Consider the following 15,105-nt stretch of genomic DNA (forward strand, 5'->3'; position numbering starts at 1 on the left):
CAGGCCCCCGGCGGGGCCGCCGCGACCCCGCCGCCCCCCGGATCCGCCTGCCCCTCAAGGGAGTCGAACGCCGGGACGGGGGTGTGTCCGGCCGTGGCCGGACACACCCCCGTCCCGGATGGGGGACCGACGGTCAGCAGCTCAGGTTCGAGCCGGTGGTGGTGCCGAGGATCTGGGTGAACGCCGTGTACTTGTTGATGCGGCTCTGGACCTGGCCGGGGTTGCCGCCGTTGCACTCCAGGCTGCCGTTGATCGAGCGGATCGTCTCACCGAAACCGGCGCCGTTGACCATGGCGTTGTGGGGCGTCATGGTGCCGGGGCCGTTCTGGGTGTTCCAGTACCACAGGCCGGTCTTCCAGGCCACGGAAGCGTTCTGCTCCACCAGGTACGGGTTGCCCAGCAGGTCGATGCCGAGCGCGTCGCCCGCGGCCTTGTAGTTGAAGTTCCAGCTGAGCTGGATGGGGCCGCGGCCGTAGTACGCGGCCTGCCCCGCCGGGCAGCCGTAGGGCTGGGTCGCGTCGCAGTAGTGCGGGTAGTTGCTCTGGTTCTGCTCGACGATGTAGACCAGACCGCCGGTCTCATGGCTGACGTTGGCGAGGAACGCCGCCGCCTCCTGGCGCTTGACCGTGTCGCTGCCGGTGTTGGCGAAGCCCGGGTAGGCGCTCAGCGCGGCGGTCAGGCCGCTGTAGGTGTAGAACGGGTTCCGGTTCGGGAACATCTGGTTGAACTGCGACTCGCTGACGACGAAGCCCGACGGGTTGGGCTCCCCCGGGTCGGTGCCGCCGCTGCCGCAGGAGCCCTTGTCCGCCCAGACGTCCGAGGTGCCCGGCTTCTCGTTCTGGGTCCACCACTTGGCGGACCAGTTGTGCCCGTTGTACGAGGCGGAGCCGCCGCCCGTGTAGACGGACGAGGAGTTCCAGGCCGGGGCGCAGTCGGCCGCCGCGGCCGTGGTGGCGGGGAGAACGACGATCGTCGCGACGACCGCGCCGAGCGCGGCCAGAAGACTCATGACGCGTCTGATCACGTGATCACTCCTTCGGTGCGGCGCCACGTTCGACCGTGCACGCCGCCATGGGGGTGACCGCCACTCAAGCGATTATGGTCTGGACCTGTCAAGGTCTAGACCAACCCGAAGACATGTTCCCTTCACATGTTCTTCGGCACGCACAGACGCCGGACCACCCCGGCCGATGCGGCTGGGAGCGCTCTCAACAGCGGTGATTCCAGGGGCACTCGGTCCGCATCGCGACATCGGCCGCCGATGGACCCGGAGGAAAAACCTGCGGGCCCGTCCAGCATGTGGAACGTTCGAATCCAGGAGCCCGGCTCAGCAGGTGAGACCGGAGCCCGGCGCCGTACCGATGATCCCGGTGATCCGCTCGTACGTGGCCACCCGCGCCGCCACCGACCCGGGGTTGCCGCCGTTGCACTCCAGCGCGCCGTTGAGCGAACGGATGGTCTCGCCGAAGCCCGCACCGCCGACCATGGCCTCGTGCGAGGTCATGGTGCCGGGGCCGTTCTGGGTGTTCCAGTACCAGAGGGCGGTCTGCCAGGCGACCGACGGGTCCTGCTCGACGAGCCACGGGTTGTTCAGCAGATCGAGGCCGAGCGCGTCACCGGCGGCCTTGTAGTTGAAGTTCCAGCTGAACATGATCGGGCCGCGGCCGTAGTACGCCTTCTGGCCCGCCGGGCAGCCGTAGGGCCGGCTGTAGTCGCACTTGCGCCAGTAGTTGGCCTCGTTGATCTCCTTCACGTACTTCAGACCGACCGACTCGAAGTGCGCGTGCGTCAGGAAGGCGGCGGCCTCGCGGGCCCGCGTCCCGGGCGTCCCGGTGTTGGCGAAGCGCGGATAGGCGTGCAGGGCGTCGATCAGCCCCTGGTAGGTGTAGAAGGCGTCGCGGTCCGGGAAGATCTCGTCGAACCGCGCCTCGCTGATCACGAAGTCCGAGACCCCGCCCGTACAGGCTCCCCGGTCGGACCAGACGGTGGTGGCACCCGGATTCTCGTTCCGCGTCCACCACTTGGCGCTCCAGTTGCGCCCGTGGTGGGAGACGGTGCCACCGGCCGTGTAGGCGGTCGAGGAACTCCAGAGCGGCGCACACGCGGAGGTTTCGGCGAGCCCGGCGGAGGCGGCCGCAGGTCCGGTGGCGGCGGCCGTCGCGGAGGCCGCGGGGACGAAGGCGGCCGCCGCGACGACGGCGCTCAGGACGGTCAGGAAACTCTTGATGCGGTTCAGCGCTGCTCACTCCTTCGACGCGGCGCGCCGAACGCCACGGCGGGCGGAGTTGACGTGCCGACTTGACGTGCCGAACACTCAAGCCCTGCTGGTCTGGACCTGTCAAGGTCTAGACCATGAAGCGCCCCTGCCCCGAAGGTCCATGACGCTCCCTCACTGAACGGCGGGCGAACATCGCACGACGCCCTGCCGCCATCCCTCCCTGCCCCTCCCGCACGCCCGTACGGTGACACGAACTGATGGTTCGCACCGCGCGCGCCCATGCGCGCAGGGGGAGTGCGGGGGAAACCGTGGAGTGGTTCAGCGCCGAGAACGTCGTGGCCGTACTCACCGCCGTCCTCGGCGTCCTGGCCTCGGTAGGGGTGCTCTGGTACGAGCGCCGCGTACCGCGCCGCAAGCGCGTCGGGTACCGCGTCCAGATGGACACCCCGATCGGCAGCGACGTCAGCCTGGGGCGGGCCAACGTACGGCTCGGGCTCTTCAGCGAGACCCCGGAGATGTCCGATGCCACGCTCGTCCTGCTGCGCGTCGAGAACGACGGCTCGCAGTCCATCGCCGACAGCGACTACACCGGCCGTGAACCGCACGGCCTGACCGTCGAGTTCACCGGGCGCGTCGTACGCGGCATCGCCGTCACCCAGTCGCCGGGCGCCGATCACCTGATGGAGCACTTCACCCCGGCGGCCGGGATGCGGCACACCGGCCCGTTCATCCGGCTGCCCCGGGTACCGCTCAACCGGGGCGAGCACTTCAAGCTGCTGGTCCTGCTCACCGGGGCGAACATCGGCAGCCCCATCCGGATCACCGGCGGCATCCGCGACGGCGAGGTGACCCCGAACAGCGCCGCCCGCCCCGACGACAAGCCCCCGCTCTTCGGCCGGGCCGCCCGGCTGATCACGGTGGCCCTGACCATCTGCGTGATCACGCTCGCCTCGATCATCCTGATCCGGGACGACACCCCGCCGCCCCTCGACTGCGCCCGGGGCGAGCTGCGGGTGACCGGCTCGACCGCCTTCGACCCGGTCGTCAGGGAGCTGGCGGACAGGTACATGAAGCAGTGCGAGGGCTCCACCGTCCGCGTGGAGACACACGGCAGCACCTCCGGGATACGGGAGCTGGCGGCCAGGGGCGCGAAGGCCGGGAAGCCCGGCGCGCCCGCGCTGATCGCACTCTCCGACGGCCCGAAACCGGCCGGCTATCCGCAGCTGCGCGAGACCCGCGTCGCCGTCTCGCTCTTCTCGCTCGTCGTCAACGACAAGGTGCCGGTCCGCGACCTCAGCCTGAGTGACGTACGGCGGATCTACCGGGGAGAGGTCCGCAACTGGCGGCAGATCGGCGGCCCGGACCTGGACATCCTGCTGGTCAGCCGGGACGCCAACTCCGGTACCCGCGAGGTGTTCCAGCGCCGGGTGCTGGACCGCAACGAGCCCGCCCAGTCCTCCCGCGACTGCGCCACGAAGGACGACGCGCGGGCCCGGGTCGTGCGCTGCGAACTCGACGGCACCGACCAGGTCCTGGACACGGTCGCCCGGCTGGACGGCGCCATCGGCTACAGCGAACTGCGCGCGGGCAGCGAGCCGGCCGGGCTGCACCGGATCGCGATCGACGGGGCCACCCCGTCCGTCGACACGATCGGCGACAGCTCCTACCCGTACCGGGAGATCGAGTACGCGTACACCTACGGCCGGCCGCCCGCCGACTCGCTGGCCTCCAGCTTCCTCGGCTATCTGAGCCGGGGCAGCGGCCAGGACGTGATCAGCACGCACGGGCATCTGCCGTGCGCGACCCCGAAGGGGCTGCGGATCTGCGGCGAGGACTGAGGCCCTGCGCCGACGCCCCGGTGCGGCCCCGGCGCGGGGTCCCTCCGTGGGGTCTCCCTTCGGGGGGTCCCGGCGGCGGGCTTCCACCGGCCCCGCCCGAAGAGGGACATATCCCGCCGCCCGGCTCCGGCCGCGTAACGGAACGGCACCACTGCTCACGCTCCCCGGACCTGCTGCGCAGCGGCTGTGCAAGGATTCCCCGGTGGATCAGCTGACACATGACGACCCGTCACACATCGGTCCCTATCGCCTTCTTGCCCGGCTCGGCGCGGGCGGCATGGGCGAGGTGTATCTGGCGCGTTCCGCGGGCGGACGGACCGTCGCCGTGAAACTCGTCCGGTCCGAACTCGCCACGGAACCCGAGTTCCGCAGGCGGTTCGCCCAGGAGGTCGCCGCCGCCCGCCGGGTGGGCGGCGAGTGGACCGCCCCGGTGCTGGACGCCGACACCGACGCGCCCGCCCCCTGGGTGGCCACGGGCTATGTCCCCGGCCCCTCGCTGCACGCGGTGATCGCGGGCCGGACCGAGCCGCTGCCGGAACGTTCGGTGCGCATCCTGGCCCACCGGCTGGCCCAGGCGCTCACCGCCGTGCACTCCGCCGGGCTGATCCACCGGGACCTCAAGCCCGCGAACATCCTGGTGACCATCGACGGACCCCGCGTCATCGACTTCGGGATCGCCCGTGCGCTGGACGCGGTGACCGCCGACGGAAAGCTGACCCGTACCGGAGCCGTGATCGGCTCGCCCGGTTACATGTCCCCGGAACAGGTGCGCGGCGAGACCCTCACGCCCGTCAGCGACGTGTTCTCGCTCGGCTCGGTGCTGGCCTTCGCCGCCACCCGCCGCCAGCCGTTCGGCACCTCCACCAGCGGGATGCACGCGGTGATGTTCCGGATCGCCCAGGAGGAGCCGGATCTGAGCGGTCTCCCGGCGGGCCTCGCGGAACTGGTGCGGGACTGCCTGGCGAAGGATCCGGCGGACCGGCCCACCCCGGCCGAGGTAGTGGCACGCACGACGGACGCGACCGATGGCGCGGACGGGGCCGAGCCATGGCTGCCGGGCACACTGATCGCCGAACTGGGCCGCCGGGCAGCCGAGTTGCTGGACTCCGAGGCGCCGAAGACCCGGCTCCGGAGCGGGCCGCCGGCACCGTCCGCCGCTCCGACGCCCCCTCCCCCGACCGCACCGCCCACCGCGTCCGTGCCCCTCGCCGCCGCGCCCCCGGCCCCGTCGGCACCACCGCCCCCGGTGAGCCCGGCTCCGGTCCCGCCCGGCACCCCTCCGTCCGGCGCTCCGGCCGCGGAAGCACCGGCGGCTCCGGAGACGCCGGCTCCCGGCGTCGCACAGGCCCCTCAAGCCCCACACGCGGCTCCGTCGGCGCCGCCCGGCCCGACGCCCCCTCCCCCGCTCGGCGTGTTCGGCGCGCCCACCCCCGTATCCCTCACGACCGAGCCACGGCCCGCCCGCGGCAGGCGCACCACGCTCACCGTCGCCGCGGTCGTCGCCGCCGTCGCGCTGCTCGCGGGCGGCCTCACCTACGCCGCGATGAACGGGGGCGAGGACGACGACGGGGACAAGCGCAACAGCGCGGGCGACGGCAAGGGCGGCTCCGCGTCCGACAGGACCGATCCCTCCGCCGACCCCTCCGAGGACGGCAAGACCCCGGTGACCGCCTCGCCCGGCCCGTCCGTCTCCGCCGCCGTGGAGGGCGTGATCGGCAAGGAGTACCTGGGCACCTGGCAGGGCTCGGGCAAGAACGGCGACGGGGATGTCGTCTCGTTCCGGCGGATCACCATCACCCAGGGCTCCGAGGGCGCCGACGTCGCCACGACGTTCAACTCCTTCGACGACGTGCTGTGCACCGGGGCCGCCGAACTCGTCTCGTTCGACAACCTGATGGTGCTGGAGTCCCGCAAGGTCAGCAGCATCCCCGAGGAAGGCTGCTCCGACGGCGGGAAGCAGACCCTGCGCGCCCACGACAACGGCACCCTGATCTGGACCAGCGGCGACGGCGACGAGAGCGTGGTCCTGAGCCGGGCCGCGGAGAACTCCGCGCCGATCCCGGCCGGTTTCCTCGGCACCTGGAAGTACGTGAACTCCGGCACGGACGGGGACGCCGGTCCCGGCGAGACCACCACGCTGGTCCTGAGCCAGGGCGCGTACGGCGAGGTGGTCGCCAAGTACACCGGCGACGGCCCCGCGTACCACTGCGAGTGGGAGAGCGTCCTCGTCGACGCGAACAGCAACGGTCTGCGGCTGGGCCCGCGCGTGGTGACGGCGGCGGAACCGGAGGACCAGTGCGAGGCCGGGAACTCCCGCACGGTCCGCATGAAGGGCGCCGACGGACTCTCCCTCACCTGGCTGGGCGAGGACGCCGAGCCCTCCAGCTACCGCCGCGCCGGCTGACCCGCCACCACGGGGAAGGGCCCCCGACCGGCGCTGTCACGCCGGCCCCGGGGCCCTTCGTCACGTACCGCGGTGTTCCTGTCCGGTCCCTGGCGTGGTCCCTACAGGAACGAGTTGATCTCGATGGTCTCGGTACGGCCGGGGCCGACACCGATCGCGGAGATCGGTGCGCCCGACATCTCCTCCAGGGCCTTCACGTACGCCTGCGCGTTCTTCGGCAGGTCGTCGAAGGTCTTGGCCTTGGTGATGTCCTCGGACCAGCCCGGCAGGTTCTCGTAGATCGGCTTCGCGTGGTGGAAGTCGGTCTGGTTGTACGGGAGTTCCTCGACGCGCTTGCCGTCGATCTCGTACGCGACGCAGACCGGGATCTGCTCCCAGCCGGTGAGCACGTCCAGCTTGGTGAGGAAGAAGTCGGTGAGGCCGTTGACCCGGGTCGCGTACCGCGCGATCGGGGCGTCGAACCAGCCGCAGCGACGGTCACGGCCGGTGGTGACACCGCGCTCGCCACCGATGCGCCGCAGCGCCTCGCCGTCCTCGTCGAGCAGCTCCGTGGGGAACGGCCCGGCGCCGACGCGCGTCGTGTACGCCTTGAGGATGCCGATGACCCGGCTGATCTTCGTCGGGCCCACCCCGGAACCGGTGCAGGCGCCGCCCGCGGTCGGGTTCGAGGAGGTGACGAAGGGGTACGTGCCGTGGTCGACGTCGAGCAGGGTGCCCTGGCCGCCCTCGAACAGGACGACCTTGCCCTCGTCGATGGCGTCGTTGAGGATCAGCGTCGTGTCGGCGACGTAGGGCTTGATCTGCTCCGCGTACTGGAGCATCTCCTCGACGATCTTTCCGGCCTCGATCGCGCGCCGGTTGAAGACCTTGGCCAGAAGCTGGTTCTTCTGCTCCAGGGCCGCTTCGACCTTCTGCTCCAGGATCGACTCGTCGTAGAGGTCCTGGACGCGGATGCCCACCCGGTTGATCTTGTCGGCGTACGTCGGGCCGATACCGCGGCCCGTCGTGCCGATCTTCCGCTTACCGAGGAAGCGTTCCGTCACCTTGTCGAGCGTGACGTTGTACGGAGTGATCAAATGAGCGTTGCCGCTGATCAGAAGCTTGGACGTGTCGACGCCTCGCTCGTTCAGACCGCTCAGCTCGGAGAGCAGGACCGCCGGGTCGACCACGACACCGTTTCCGATGACCGGGGTACACCCCGGCGACAGGATTCCGGAGGGGAGGAGATGCAGTGCGTACTTCTGGTCGCCTACGACGACCGTGTGACCGGCGTTGTTGCCGCCTTGGTAACGCACCACATAGTCCACGGATCCACCGAGGAGGTCGGTGGCCTTCCCCTTGCCCTCGTCACCCCACTGAGCACCGAGCAGCACAAGTGCGGGCACAGGCGTACACCCCTTCCGGGCGGGGCATGTCCAAGGTCAGGGGGCGTACGTAAAGGTCGTACCTGCCGCACGACGATGTACGGCAAAGCCTGAGCCGTCGAACCGGGTGCCCCGGAATAGACGAAGCCCCTGGCGCAATAGCGCAAGGGGCTCTTGCACCAAGATGCTACCCGAGGAAGGACCGAGGTGTCGGCTGCAGAGCCCCCCGACGACGGCGACCACCAGCTTCTGGTGCTCATCGACCCGGTTGCCCGCCGGACCGACGGCGAGTCCGTACGTATCGCCAAGGACGTGCTGAGCGCCGGCTCGCACGCCAAGATCTGCCTCCCGGACAGTCCGGAGGAGTTCGCGCGGGCCCTGGCCCGCCGGGGCAACCGAAGGCCGGTGGTCGTCGGCGACGACCATGCGCTGCTGCGCGCGGTGGCCCAGCTGCACCGCGAGCGGGAGCTGGCCGACGGCGTGCTCTCCCTGATCCCGGTCGGCGCCGCGCACGCGCTGGAACTGGCCCGCGCACTCGGCGTGCCCCGGGGCGCGGTGGCCGCCGCGAGAACGGCGCTCGACGGAGCCGTACGGAAACTGGACCTGCTGGTGGACGACAGCGACGGCGTCGTCCTGGGCCACCTGCGCATCCCCGGCCCGCTTCCGGGCCCGGGGACGGGCGCTGGTCCGGGTCCGGGGCACGAAGGGGGCCCGGGGTCGGGCTACGGCTCAGGCTCGGGTTCCGGCTCGCGCTCTGGTTACGGCTCGGGATCGGGCTCGGGTTCCGGCTCGGGCTCGGGTTCCGGCTCGGGCTCGGGTGAGCCGCACACGGGTGTCACGGCGGTCTGGGACACCTGCCGCTCGCTGATGGCGTCCCTGGTGCGCCCGGGGCTGCCCTCCCATGCCACGCCGCTGCGGAAACACCGGCTGCGGGTCGAGGCGGACGGGATCCTGCTCAATGACCTGGACCGGCCGGTCGAGTGCGTCTCGGTGACGTCGCAGGGCGACGGCGGACTCGCCGATGTGGTGGTGCACACATCGGCGGGCGGGACGGTCACGGCGGAGGCGAAGGCCGTCACCGTCTCCGGCGCGGACTTCCGCTACCGGGCGGACATACAGGTCGGCGGCCCGGTCCGGACCCGGACGTGGACGGTGCGGGCCGGCGCCTGGGGGCTGATGCTGCCCTGCCCGGCGAGCGCGGACGGGGGAACGGGCGCACTCTGAGAGGGGAGGGGTGCGGGGGCCAGGGGGTTCGCGGGGGCTCTGGAGGTTTCGGAGGTGACTGTCATGACCCGGACGGCTGTCGGCTGGCACATCGAGCTGGAATTCGAGGAGGACACCCACCGCACCCGCGCGGCGGCGATGGTGAGGCTCTCCGACGGGAGCGAGGTGCGGGCGCACGGATACGCCAGCCGCCACCCCTCCGACGCGGATCAGCAGAGGGTCGGCGAGGAGATCGCGGGAGCGCGTGCGCTCAACGAACTGGCGATGAGGCTGCTGACCAAGGCACACGAGGAGATCGACGAGGCCTCCGGCAGGACGTCGTACCCGCTGACGTAGCAGGACGCCGTTCGCCACCGTTGACGTGACCGGCCGGCCACTGCTGCCGCCCCCACGTCCACCGATCTGTCCGCTGCGGGATCACACCCGAAACCGCCGGATCACACCCGGTCCGCGGGCTCACACCCGATCCGCAGGAGCACACCGATCCGGCGGGATCCCAGCTGATCCGGCCGGATCAGCGCTGCCCGCTCACTCCTGGTCGCTCACTCCTGACCAGGCACTCCTGACCGCTTGCTCCCGCCCGCTCCCTCACTCCTGCTCCGGCGGGAAACGCAGTGTCTCGCGGTGGGCCTTCCAGCGGTCCATCATCCCCGCCACCTCCGACTGGAGGAACTCGAAGAACGCCGCCGTCTCCGCCATCCTGGCCCCGGCCGGGGAGTCGTCGCCCAGCGTGCGGGCGCCCTCCCTGAGGGTGTCCTCCCAGCGGGTGAGCACCCGGTCCCGGCTGGCGAACGTGGTGTACCAGATCTCGTCGTGCAAGCGGTAGCGGTCGCGGCGGGAGCCGGGCTCGCGCTCGCGGCTCACCATGTCGACCTGGGTGAGATAGCTGACCGCGCCGGACACGGCGGCCGGGCTGATCTGGAGCGCGAGGGCCAGCTCCGCCGACGTCATCGACGCGTCGTCGTCGGCGAGGAGCGCCGCGAAGACCCGGGAGGCCATCCGCTGCATGCCCGCCTCCGTCATGTCGGCGGCGAACCGCTCGATGAACCGCGACACGGCCGCAGCGTCCCGCTCGGCCTGTCCCTCACGCGCGTCCGCGCCGTTCTCGCTGTTCATCGCCACATCGTCTCCCCTGCCCGGATCACGGCTCAATTTTATACGCTTCCTTAACTTCACAAGTTTGTGAAAGTAGCGTACGTTCAGAACATGACGAAGGCAATCACCGTGGCCGGACTGCACAAGTCGTTCGGGCGGACACATGCGCTGGACGGCCTCGATCTCACGGTCGAGACCGGCGAGGTCCACGGCTTCCTCGGGCCCAACGGTGCCGGGAAGTCCACCACCATCCGGGTTCTGCTGGGGCTGCTGCGGGCCGACTCGGGCGCCACGCAGCTGCTCGGCCGGGACCCGTGGCACGACGCGGTAGCCCTGCACCGGCGCGTGGCGTACGTCCCCGGTGACGTCACCCTGTGGCGCAATCTCTCCGGCGGCGAGGTCATCGACCTCTACGGGCGGCTGCGCGGCGGGCTGGACCTCTCCCGCCGCGCCGACCTGATCGAACGGTTCGAGCTGGACCCGACGAAGAAGGGGCGTACGTACTCCAAGGGCAACCGCCAGAAGGTCGCCCTCGTCGCCGCCTTCGCCTCCGACGTCGACCTCCTGATCCTGGACGAGCCGACCAGCGGGCTGGACCCGCTGATGGAGGAGGTCTTCCAGAGCTGCGTCGAGGAGGAGCGGGACCGCGGCCGGACCGTGCTGCTCTCCAGCCACATCCTCAGCGAGGTCGAAGCGCTCTGCGACCGGGTCAGCATCATCCGGCAGGGCCGGACGGTGGAGACGGGTTCGCTCGCGGACATGCGCCACCTGACCCGTACGAGCATCACCGCAGAGCTCTCCCGCGCACCCGACGGGCTCACGCGGCTGCCCGGGGTGCACGATCTCGACATCCAGGGCGGCCGGGTCAAGCTCCAGGTGGACACGGACAAGCTGAACGCGGTGCTCGCGTCGCTCACCGCCTCCGGGGTCCGTTCGCTGATCAGCACCCCACCCACGCTGGAGGAGCTGTTCATGCGGCACTACGCCGCCGACCAGGCGCCCGAGGAGATGACGGCGCGATGACCGCGACCTTGACCGCCCCCACCGCCGTACGCCGCCCGGCGCCGCGTCACGCCCCGCTCGCCGGGACCGGGAGCCTGCTGCGGCTCGCCCTGCGCCGGGACCGGCTGATGATGCCGATCTGGGTCCTGGTGCTCGGAGGTTCCTTCTCCTCCGTGGCCAAGTCCTACTCCTCGCTGTACGGGACGGCCGCCCAGCGCGCCGAACTGGCCGCCTCGATGAACGGCAACAGCTCGATCCGCGCGCTGTACGGGCCGATCTTCGACGACTCGCTCGGCGGGCTCGTGACCTGGCGCATGGTCGGCTTCGGAGCCGCGCTGGCCGCCGTGATGAGCCTGATCATCGTGATCCGGCACACCCGCGAGGAGGAGGAGACCGGGCGGCAGGAGATGCTCTCCTCCGCGATGGTGGGCCGGCGCGCTCCGCTGACCGCCGCCCTCCTGGCCGCCGTGATCGCCAACGCCGCGCTGGCCCTGGTGATCGTGGCCGCGCTGGCGGGCGCCGGTGCGGGCGGCGCGGGAGCGGTGGCGCTGGCCCTGTCGGTGGCCGGTACGGGCGTGCTCTTCGCCTGCACGGCGGGCATCGCCGCCCAGTTCACCGAGAGCGCCCGGCTGGCGAAGGGGCTGACGGCAGCGGTGATCGGGGCCGCGTTCGTCCTGAAGGCGGCGGGCGACTCCGCGTCGGCCGACGGCTCCTCCGCGCTGACCTGGCTCTCCCCCATCGGCTGGGCCGAGCATGTCCGGGCCTACGCCGTCGAGCGCTGGTGGGTCCTGCTCATCCTGGCCGCCGCGATCGGGGTCCAGGCCGTGCTCGCGTACACCCTGGCCGGGCGGCGCGATGTCGGCATGAGCTTCCTGGCGACCCGTCCGGGCCCGGCCACGGGGCGGCTCTCCACAGCGGCCGGACTGGCGCTGCGGCTCCAGCGCGGTTCACTGATCGGCTGGACGCTCTCCTTCGCCGCCGTCGGCGTGATCTTCGGCGGGCTGACCGGCGGAGCGGCGGAGCTGGTCGGCGACAACGAGAAGACGAAGGAGATCTTCGAGCGGATGGGCGGTCAGTCCGGGCTGACCGACGCGTTCCTGGCGACGATGGTCGGGATGCTGGGGATGGTGGCCGCGCTGTACATCGTCGCCTCGGTGCTCCGGCTGCACGGCGAGGAGACCGGCCAGCGCGCCGAACCCGTCCTCGCGGGCGGGGTCGGCCGCATCGGCTGGGCCGCCGGGCACCTGGTCATCGCCTTCGGCGGCGCCGCGCTCATCATGGCCGTCGGCGGCCTCGGTCTGGCCCTCGGATACGGCCATCGCCTTCCCGCGATCCTGGGCGCGACCCTGGTCCAGGTCCCCGCGGTCTGGCTGCTCGGCAGCATCGCGGTCCTGCTCCACGGGGCAGCGCCGAAGCTGGCATCGGCCTCGTGGGGCGTCGCCGGGCTCTGCCTGGCGATCGGCTGGATCGGTCCGGCGGTGGACCTGCCGCGCACCGCGATGAACCTCTCGCCGTTCAGCCACCTGCCGAAGCTGCCGGGCGGGGAGATGGCCTGGACCCCGGTGCTGCTGCTGACCGCGGTCGCGGCGGTCGTGGTGACGGCGGGCCTGGCGGCGCTGCGACGCCGCGACATAGTGACCTGACCCGGAGCTCACCACCCGACCGGGAACTCACCGCCCGCCCCCGAGTTCCCGGCCCGAGCCGGAGTTCCTCGCCCCTGTTCCCGTCAGCGGATCATCCCTGCCGGTCGGCGGCGGGAGCCGGGGCAGCGGCCGGGGCGGGGTCAGACATCCAGTTCGATCTCGTAGCGGGAATCAGGGAATGTCCACGGCCTTGCGCAAGCGCCCCCCATACGCGAATTCCCCCGGCACCCGGGGGTCAACGAGGGCGGCGCGGAATCATTTCCCCCGCATACCCGATTCCGGCATCCACGATTCCGATGATCAGGACCTTGAGGAGTCGGACGCCTCCAGGCTCAGGGAAAGCAGCTCTTCGCCGGACGGCCGGAATCCGAGCCTGCGGTAGAGCGGGGAGCCGGCCTCGGTGGTCTGCAGGACGACCGCTTCGGCGCCCGCCGCGCGGAGCCAGCCGAGGGCGTGGTCCATCACCCGTGCCCCGAGCCCGCGATGCCGCGACGCCGGGTCGACCACCACGGTCTGCACCCAGCCGGACCGGCCACTGGGACATCGCACGGTCGGGGCACGCTGGTCCACGACGGCGACGGCGCAGGCGACCAGGGCATGCGCACCGCCGACCACCGAGACATGCACGGTCTCCTCCTCACCGGCGAGGACACGGCCGAGCCAGGCCCGGTAGGCGCGCTTCCAGAGGTCGTCCTCCTCGGGGGTACGGGCCACCTGGGCGCCGCTCCCCGAGCTGAGTAGACAGCCGCGCAGGCGCACGAGCTCTTCTATGTCACCCATGTCGGCCGACCGCGGCTGCGGTTTCTCCTGGGAACTCATACCGATGGACTTTAGGGCGATACCCACAGCATGAGAAATGGGACCTGTACATCATCTATGCACGTGGGGAATGAGTACTTCCGGAGCCGCCCCGACCTCGATTTATGCAGCTTCCGCATGACCCTGCGGATTCGGCATTTCCCTTGCGCGACAGGCGCCTATACATTCCTGACGTCACGTCCGGAAATCCGTGTTCACCGGAGGGCCAGTGTTTCACCACGATGAATTCTTCCTGCCCCCGACCGACACGCTCCAGAAGCGGGGCGCCTACCGCACGTTCCTGGAGATCGAGCGCAGAGCCGGCGCCCTCCCCACCACGCTGAAGTACGGCCCCGGCGACGGCAGGCGGATCAGCGTGTGGTGCGGCAACGACTGCCTCGGCATGGGGCAGCATCCGCTCGTCCTGGCGGCGAGGAAGAAGGCCACCGACGAGGCGGGCGCCGGCAGCGGAGGTTCCAGGGACCTCGCGGGCGACGACCGTCACCATGTCGCGCTGGAAGAGGAGTTGGCGGATCTCCACGGCATGGAGTCCGCCCTCATCTTCCCTTCCGGATACTCGGCGAACGACGCCGCGCTGACGGTACTGGCGGGGCGGCCGCCCGGATGCGTCGTGTTCGCGGACGACCTCAACCACGCCTCGATGACCGCCGGTATCCAGCACAGCGGGGCCGAGAAGCATGTCTTCCGGCACAACGACACCGACCACCTGGAAGAGCTGCTGGCCGGTACGGAGCCGTCGGTGCCGAAGATCATCGCCCTGGAGAGCATCTACGCCATGGGGAGCGACCCCGCACCACTGGAGCGGATCGCCGAACTCGCCCGACACCACGGCGCGTTCACCTATCTCGACGAGGCGCACGCGGTGGGCGTCTACGGGCCGCGCGGAGCGGGCCTGGCCGCCGAACGCGGGCTGGGCGGACACTTCGACGTCGTCCGGGGAACGCTGGAGATGGCGTTCGGCACGGCGGGCGGCTACATCGCCGGGTCCGGTGCGGTGATCGACGCGGTGCGGAGCTTCGCGTCCGCGTTCCTCTTCACCGCCTCGCTGCCCCCGGCGGCCGCGGCCGGAGCGCTCGCCGCCGTCCGCCATCTCAAGCGTTCGGACGGGGAGCGGGCCGCGCTGCACCGGAAGGCGGCGCTCCTCCAGGGACTGCTGCGCGCCGACGGCATCCCCGTGGCGTCCGAGGCCGCGCACATCGTGCCGGTACTCGTCGGCGACGCCGTCAGGTGCCGCAATGTCGCCCGTCGGCTCCTGGACCAGTACGCCTGCTATGTCCAGCCCGTCAACGCGCCCAGTGTGCCGGTGGGTTCGGAGCGGCTGCGCATCACCCCCGCGCCGCACCACAGCGATGACGAGATCGTGGGCTTCGCCCATGCGCTGGACTCGGTCTGGGAATGCGAGGGACTGCCCCGCACGCTGCGCCGGGTACCCGTGTGACCCCACTGCCGATTGCCGTGGACGCATGGGGTGACCGTCGTACCGGACGGTCACCCCATG

General features: G+C 71.1%; 12 protein-coding genes. 7 read left to right on the forward strand and 5 right to left on the reverse strand.

Features of this window, described 5'->3' with window-relative positions:
* Positions 1-133 precede the first annotated feature (133 nt).
* Positions 134-1,024 (reverse strand): glycoside hydrolase family 19 protein, encoded by an 891-nt coding sequence (locus tag OG251_RS18300; protein WP_326678202.1) that lies wholly within the window; start codon positions 1,022-1,024, stop codon positions 134-136.
* Positions 1,025-1,327: 303 nt separating this feature from the next.
* Positions 1,328-2,236 (reverse strand): glycoside hydrolase family 19 protein, encoded by a 909-nt coding sequence (locus OG251_RS18305; RefSeq protein WP_326681305.1) that lies wholly within the window; start codon positions 2,234-2,236, stop codon positions 1,328-1,330.
* Between the two features lie 290 nt (positions 2,237-2,526).
* Here OG251_RS18305 and OG251_RS18310 point away from each other — a divergent pair, with 290 nt between their 5' ends.
* Both OG251_RS18310 and OG251_RS18315 read left to right on the forward strand, forming a co-directional pair.
* A complete protein-coding gene (locus OG251_RS18310) occupies positions 2,527-4,056 on the forward strand; it encodes a substrate-binding domain-containing protein (RefSeq protein ID WP_326678203.1) in 1,530 nt (509 codons plus the stop codon).
* Between the two features lie 202 nt (positions 4,057-4,258).
* On the forward strand, positions 4,259-6,460 hold the full coding sequence (locus OG251_RS18315) for a serine/threonine-protein kinase (RefSeq protein ID WP_326678204.1): 2,202 nt from the start codon (positions 4,259-4,261) through the stop codon (positions 6,458-6,460).
* A 101-nt stretch (positions 6,461-6,561) separates the two neighbouring features.
* On the opposite strand, the gene OG251_RS18320 is transcribed toward OG251_RS18315, so the two are convergent.
* On the reverse strand, positions 6,562-7,845 hold the full coding sequence (locus tag OG251_RS18320) for an adenylosuccinate synthase (protein ID WP_326678205.1): 1,284 nt from the start codon (positions 7,843-7,845) through the stop codon (positions 6,562-6,564).
* A 186-nt stretch (positions 7,846-8,031) separates the two neighbouring features.
* On the opposite strand from OG251_RS18320, the gene OG251_RS18325 reads away from it, so the two are divergent.
* Both OG251_RS18325 and OG251_RS18330 read left to right on the forward strand, forming a co-directional pair.
* A complete protein-coding gene (locus OG251_RS18325; protein WP_326678206.1) occupies positions 8,032-9,048 on the forward strand; it encodes a diacylglycerol kinase in 1,017 nt (338 codons plus the stop codon).
* Positions 9,049-9,111: 63 nt separating this feature from the next.
* The gene (locus OG251_RS18330; RefSeq protein ID WP_326678207.1) at positions 9,112-9,384 is read left to right on the forward strand and encodes a DUF1876 domain-containing protein; all 273 of its coding nucleotides are present in this window, start codon (positions 9,112-9,114) and stop codon (positions 9,382-9,384) included.
* A gap of 252 nt (positions 9,385-9,636) precedes the next feature.
* Here the strand turns inward: OG251_RS18330 and OG251_RS18335 are convergent, their stop codons facing one another.
* Positions 9,637-10,164 (reverse strand): GbsR/MarR family transcriptional regulator, encoded by a 528-nt coding sequence (locus tag OG251_RS18335; RefSeq protein ID WP_326678208.1) that lies wholly within the window; start codon positions 10,162-10,164, stop codon positions 9,637-9,639.
* Between the two features lie 90 nt (positions 10,165-10,254).
* On the opposite strand from OG251_RS18335, the gene OG251_RS18340 reads away from it, so the two are divergent.
* Positions 10,255-11,166, forward strand: a complete 912-nt coding sequence (locus tag OG251_RS18340; RefSeq protein WP_326678209.1) for an ABC transporter ATP-binding protein — start codon at positions 10,255-10,257, stop codon at positions 11,164-11,166.
* Positions 11,163-12,788, forward strand: coding sequence for an ABC transporter permease (locus OG251_RS18345; RefSeq protein ID WP_326678210.1), 1,626 nt, complete (start codon positions 11,163-11,165; stop codon positions 12,786-12,788). The genes OG251_RS18340 and OG251_RS18345 overlap by 4 nt, the downstream gene beginning before the upstream one ends.
* 300 nt (positions 12,789-13,088) lie before the next feature.
* On the opposite strand, the gene OG251_RS18350 is transcribed toward OG251_RS18345, so the two are convergent.
* Positions 13,089-13,607 carry a GNAT family N-acetyltransferase gene (locus OG251_RS18350; protein WP_326678211.1) on the reverse strand — a complete coding sequence of 173 codons (519 nt, stop codon included), beginning with the start codon at positions 13,605-13,607 and terminating at the stop codon, positions 13,089-13,091.
* 208 nt (positions 13,608-13,815) lie between these two features.
* Between OG251_RS18350 and hemA the strand changes: the two genes are divergently transcribed.
* On the forward strand, positions 13,816-15,045 hold the full coding sequence (hemA, locus tag OG251_RS18355; protein WP_326678212.1) for a 5-aminolevulinate synthase: 1,230 nt from the start codon (positions 13,816-13,818) through the stop codon (positions 15,043-15,045).
* Positions 15,046-15,105 lie beyond the last annotated feature (60 nt).

It is taken from the genome of Streptomyces sp. NBC_01237, from assembly GCF_035917275.1.
Lineage (GTDB): Bacteria > Actinomycetota > Actinomycetes > Streptomycetales > Streptomycetaceae > Streptomyces.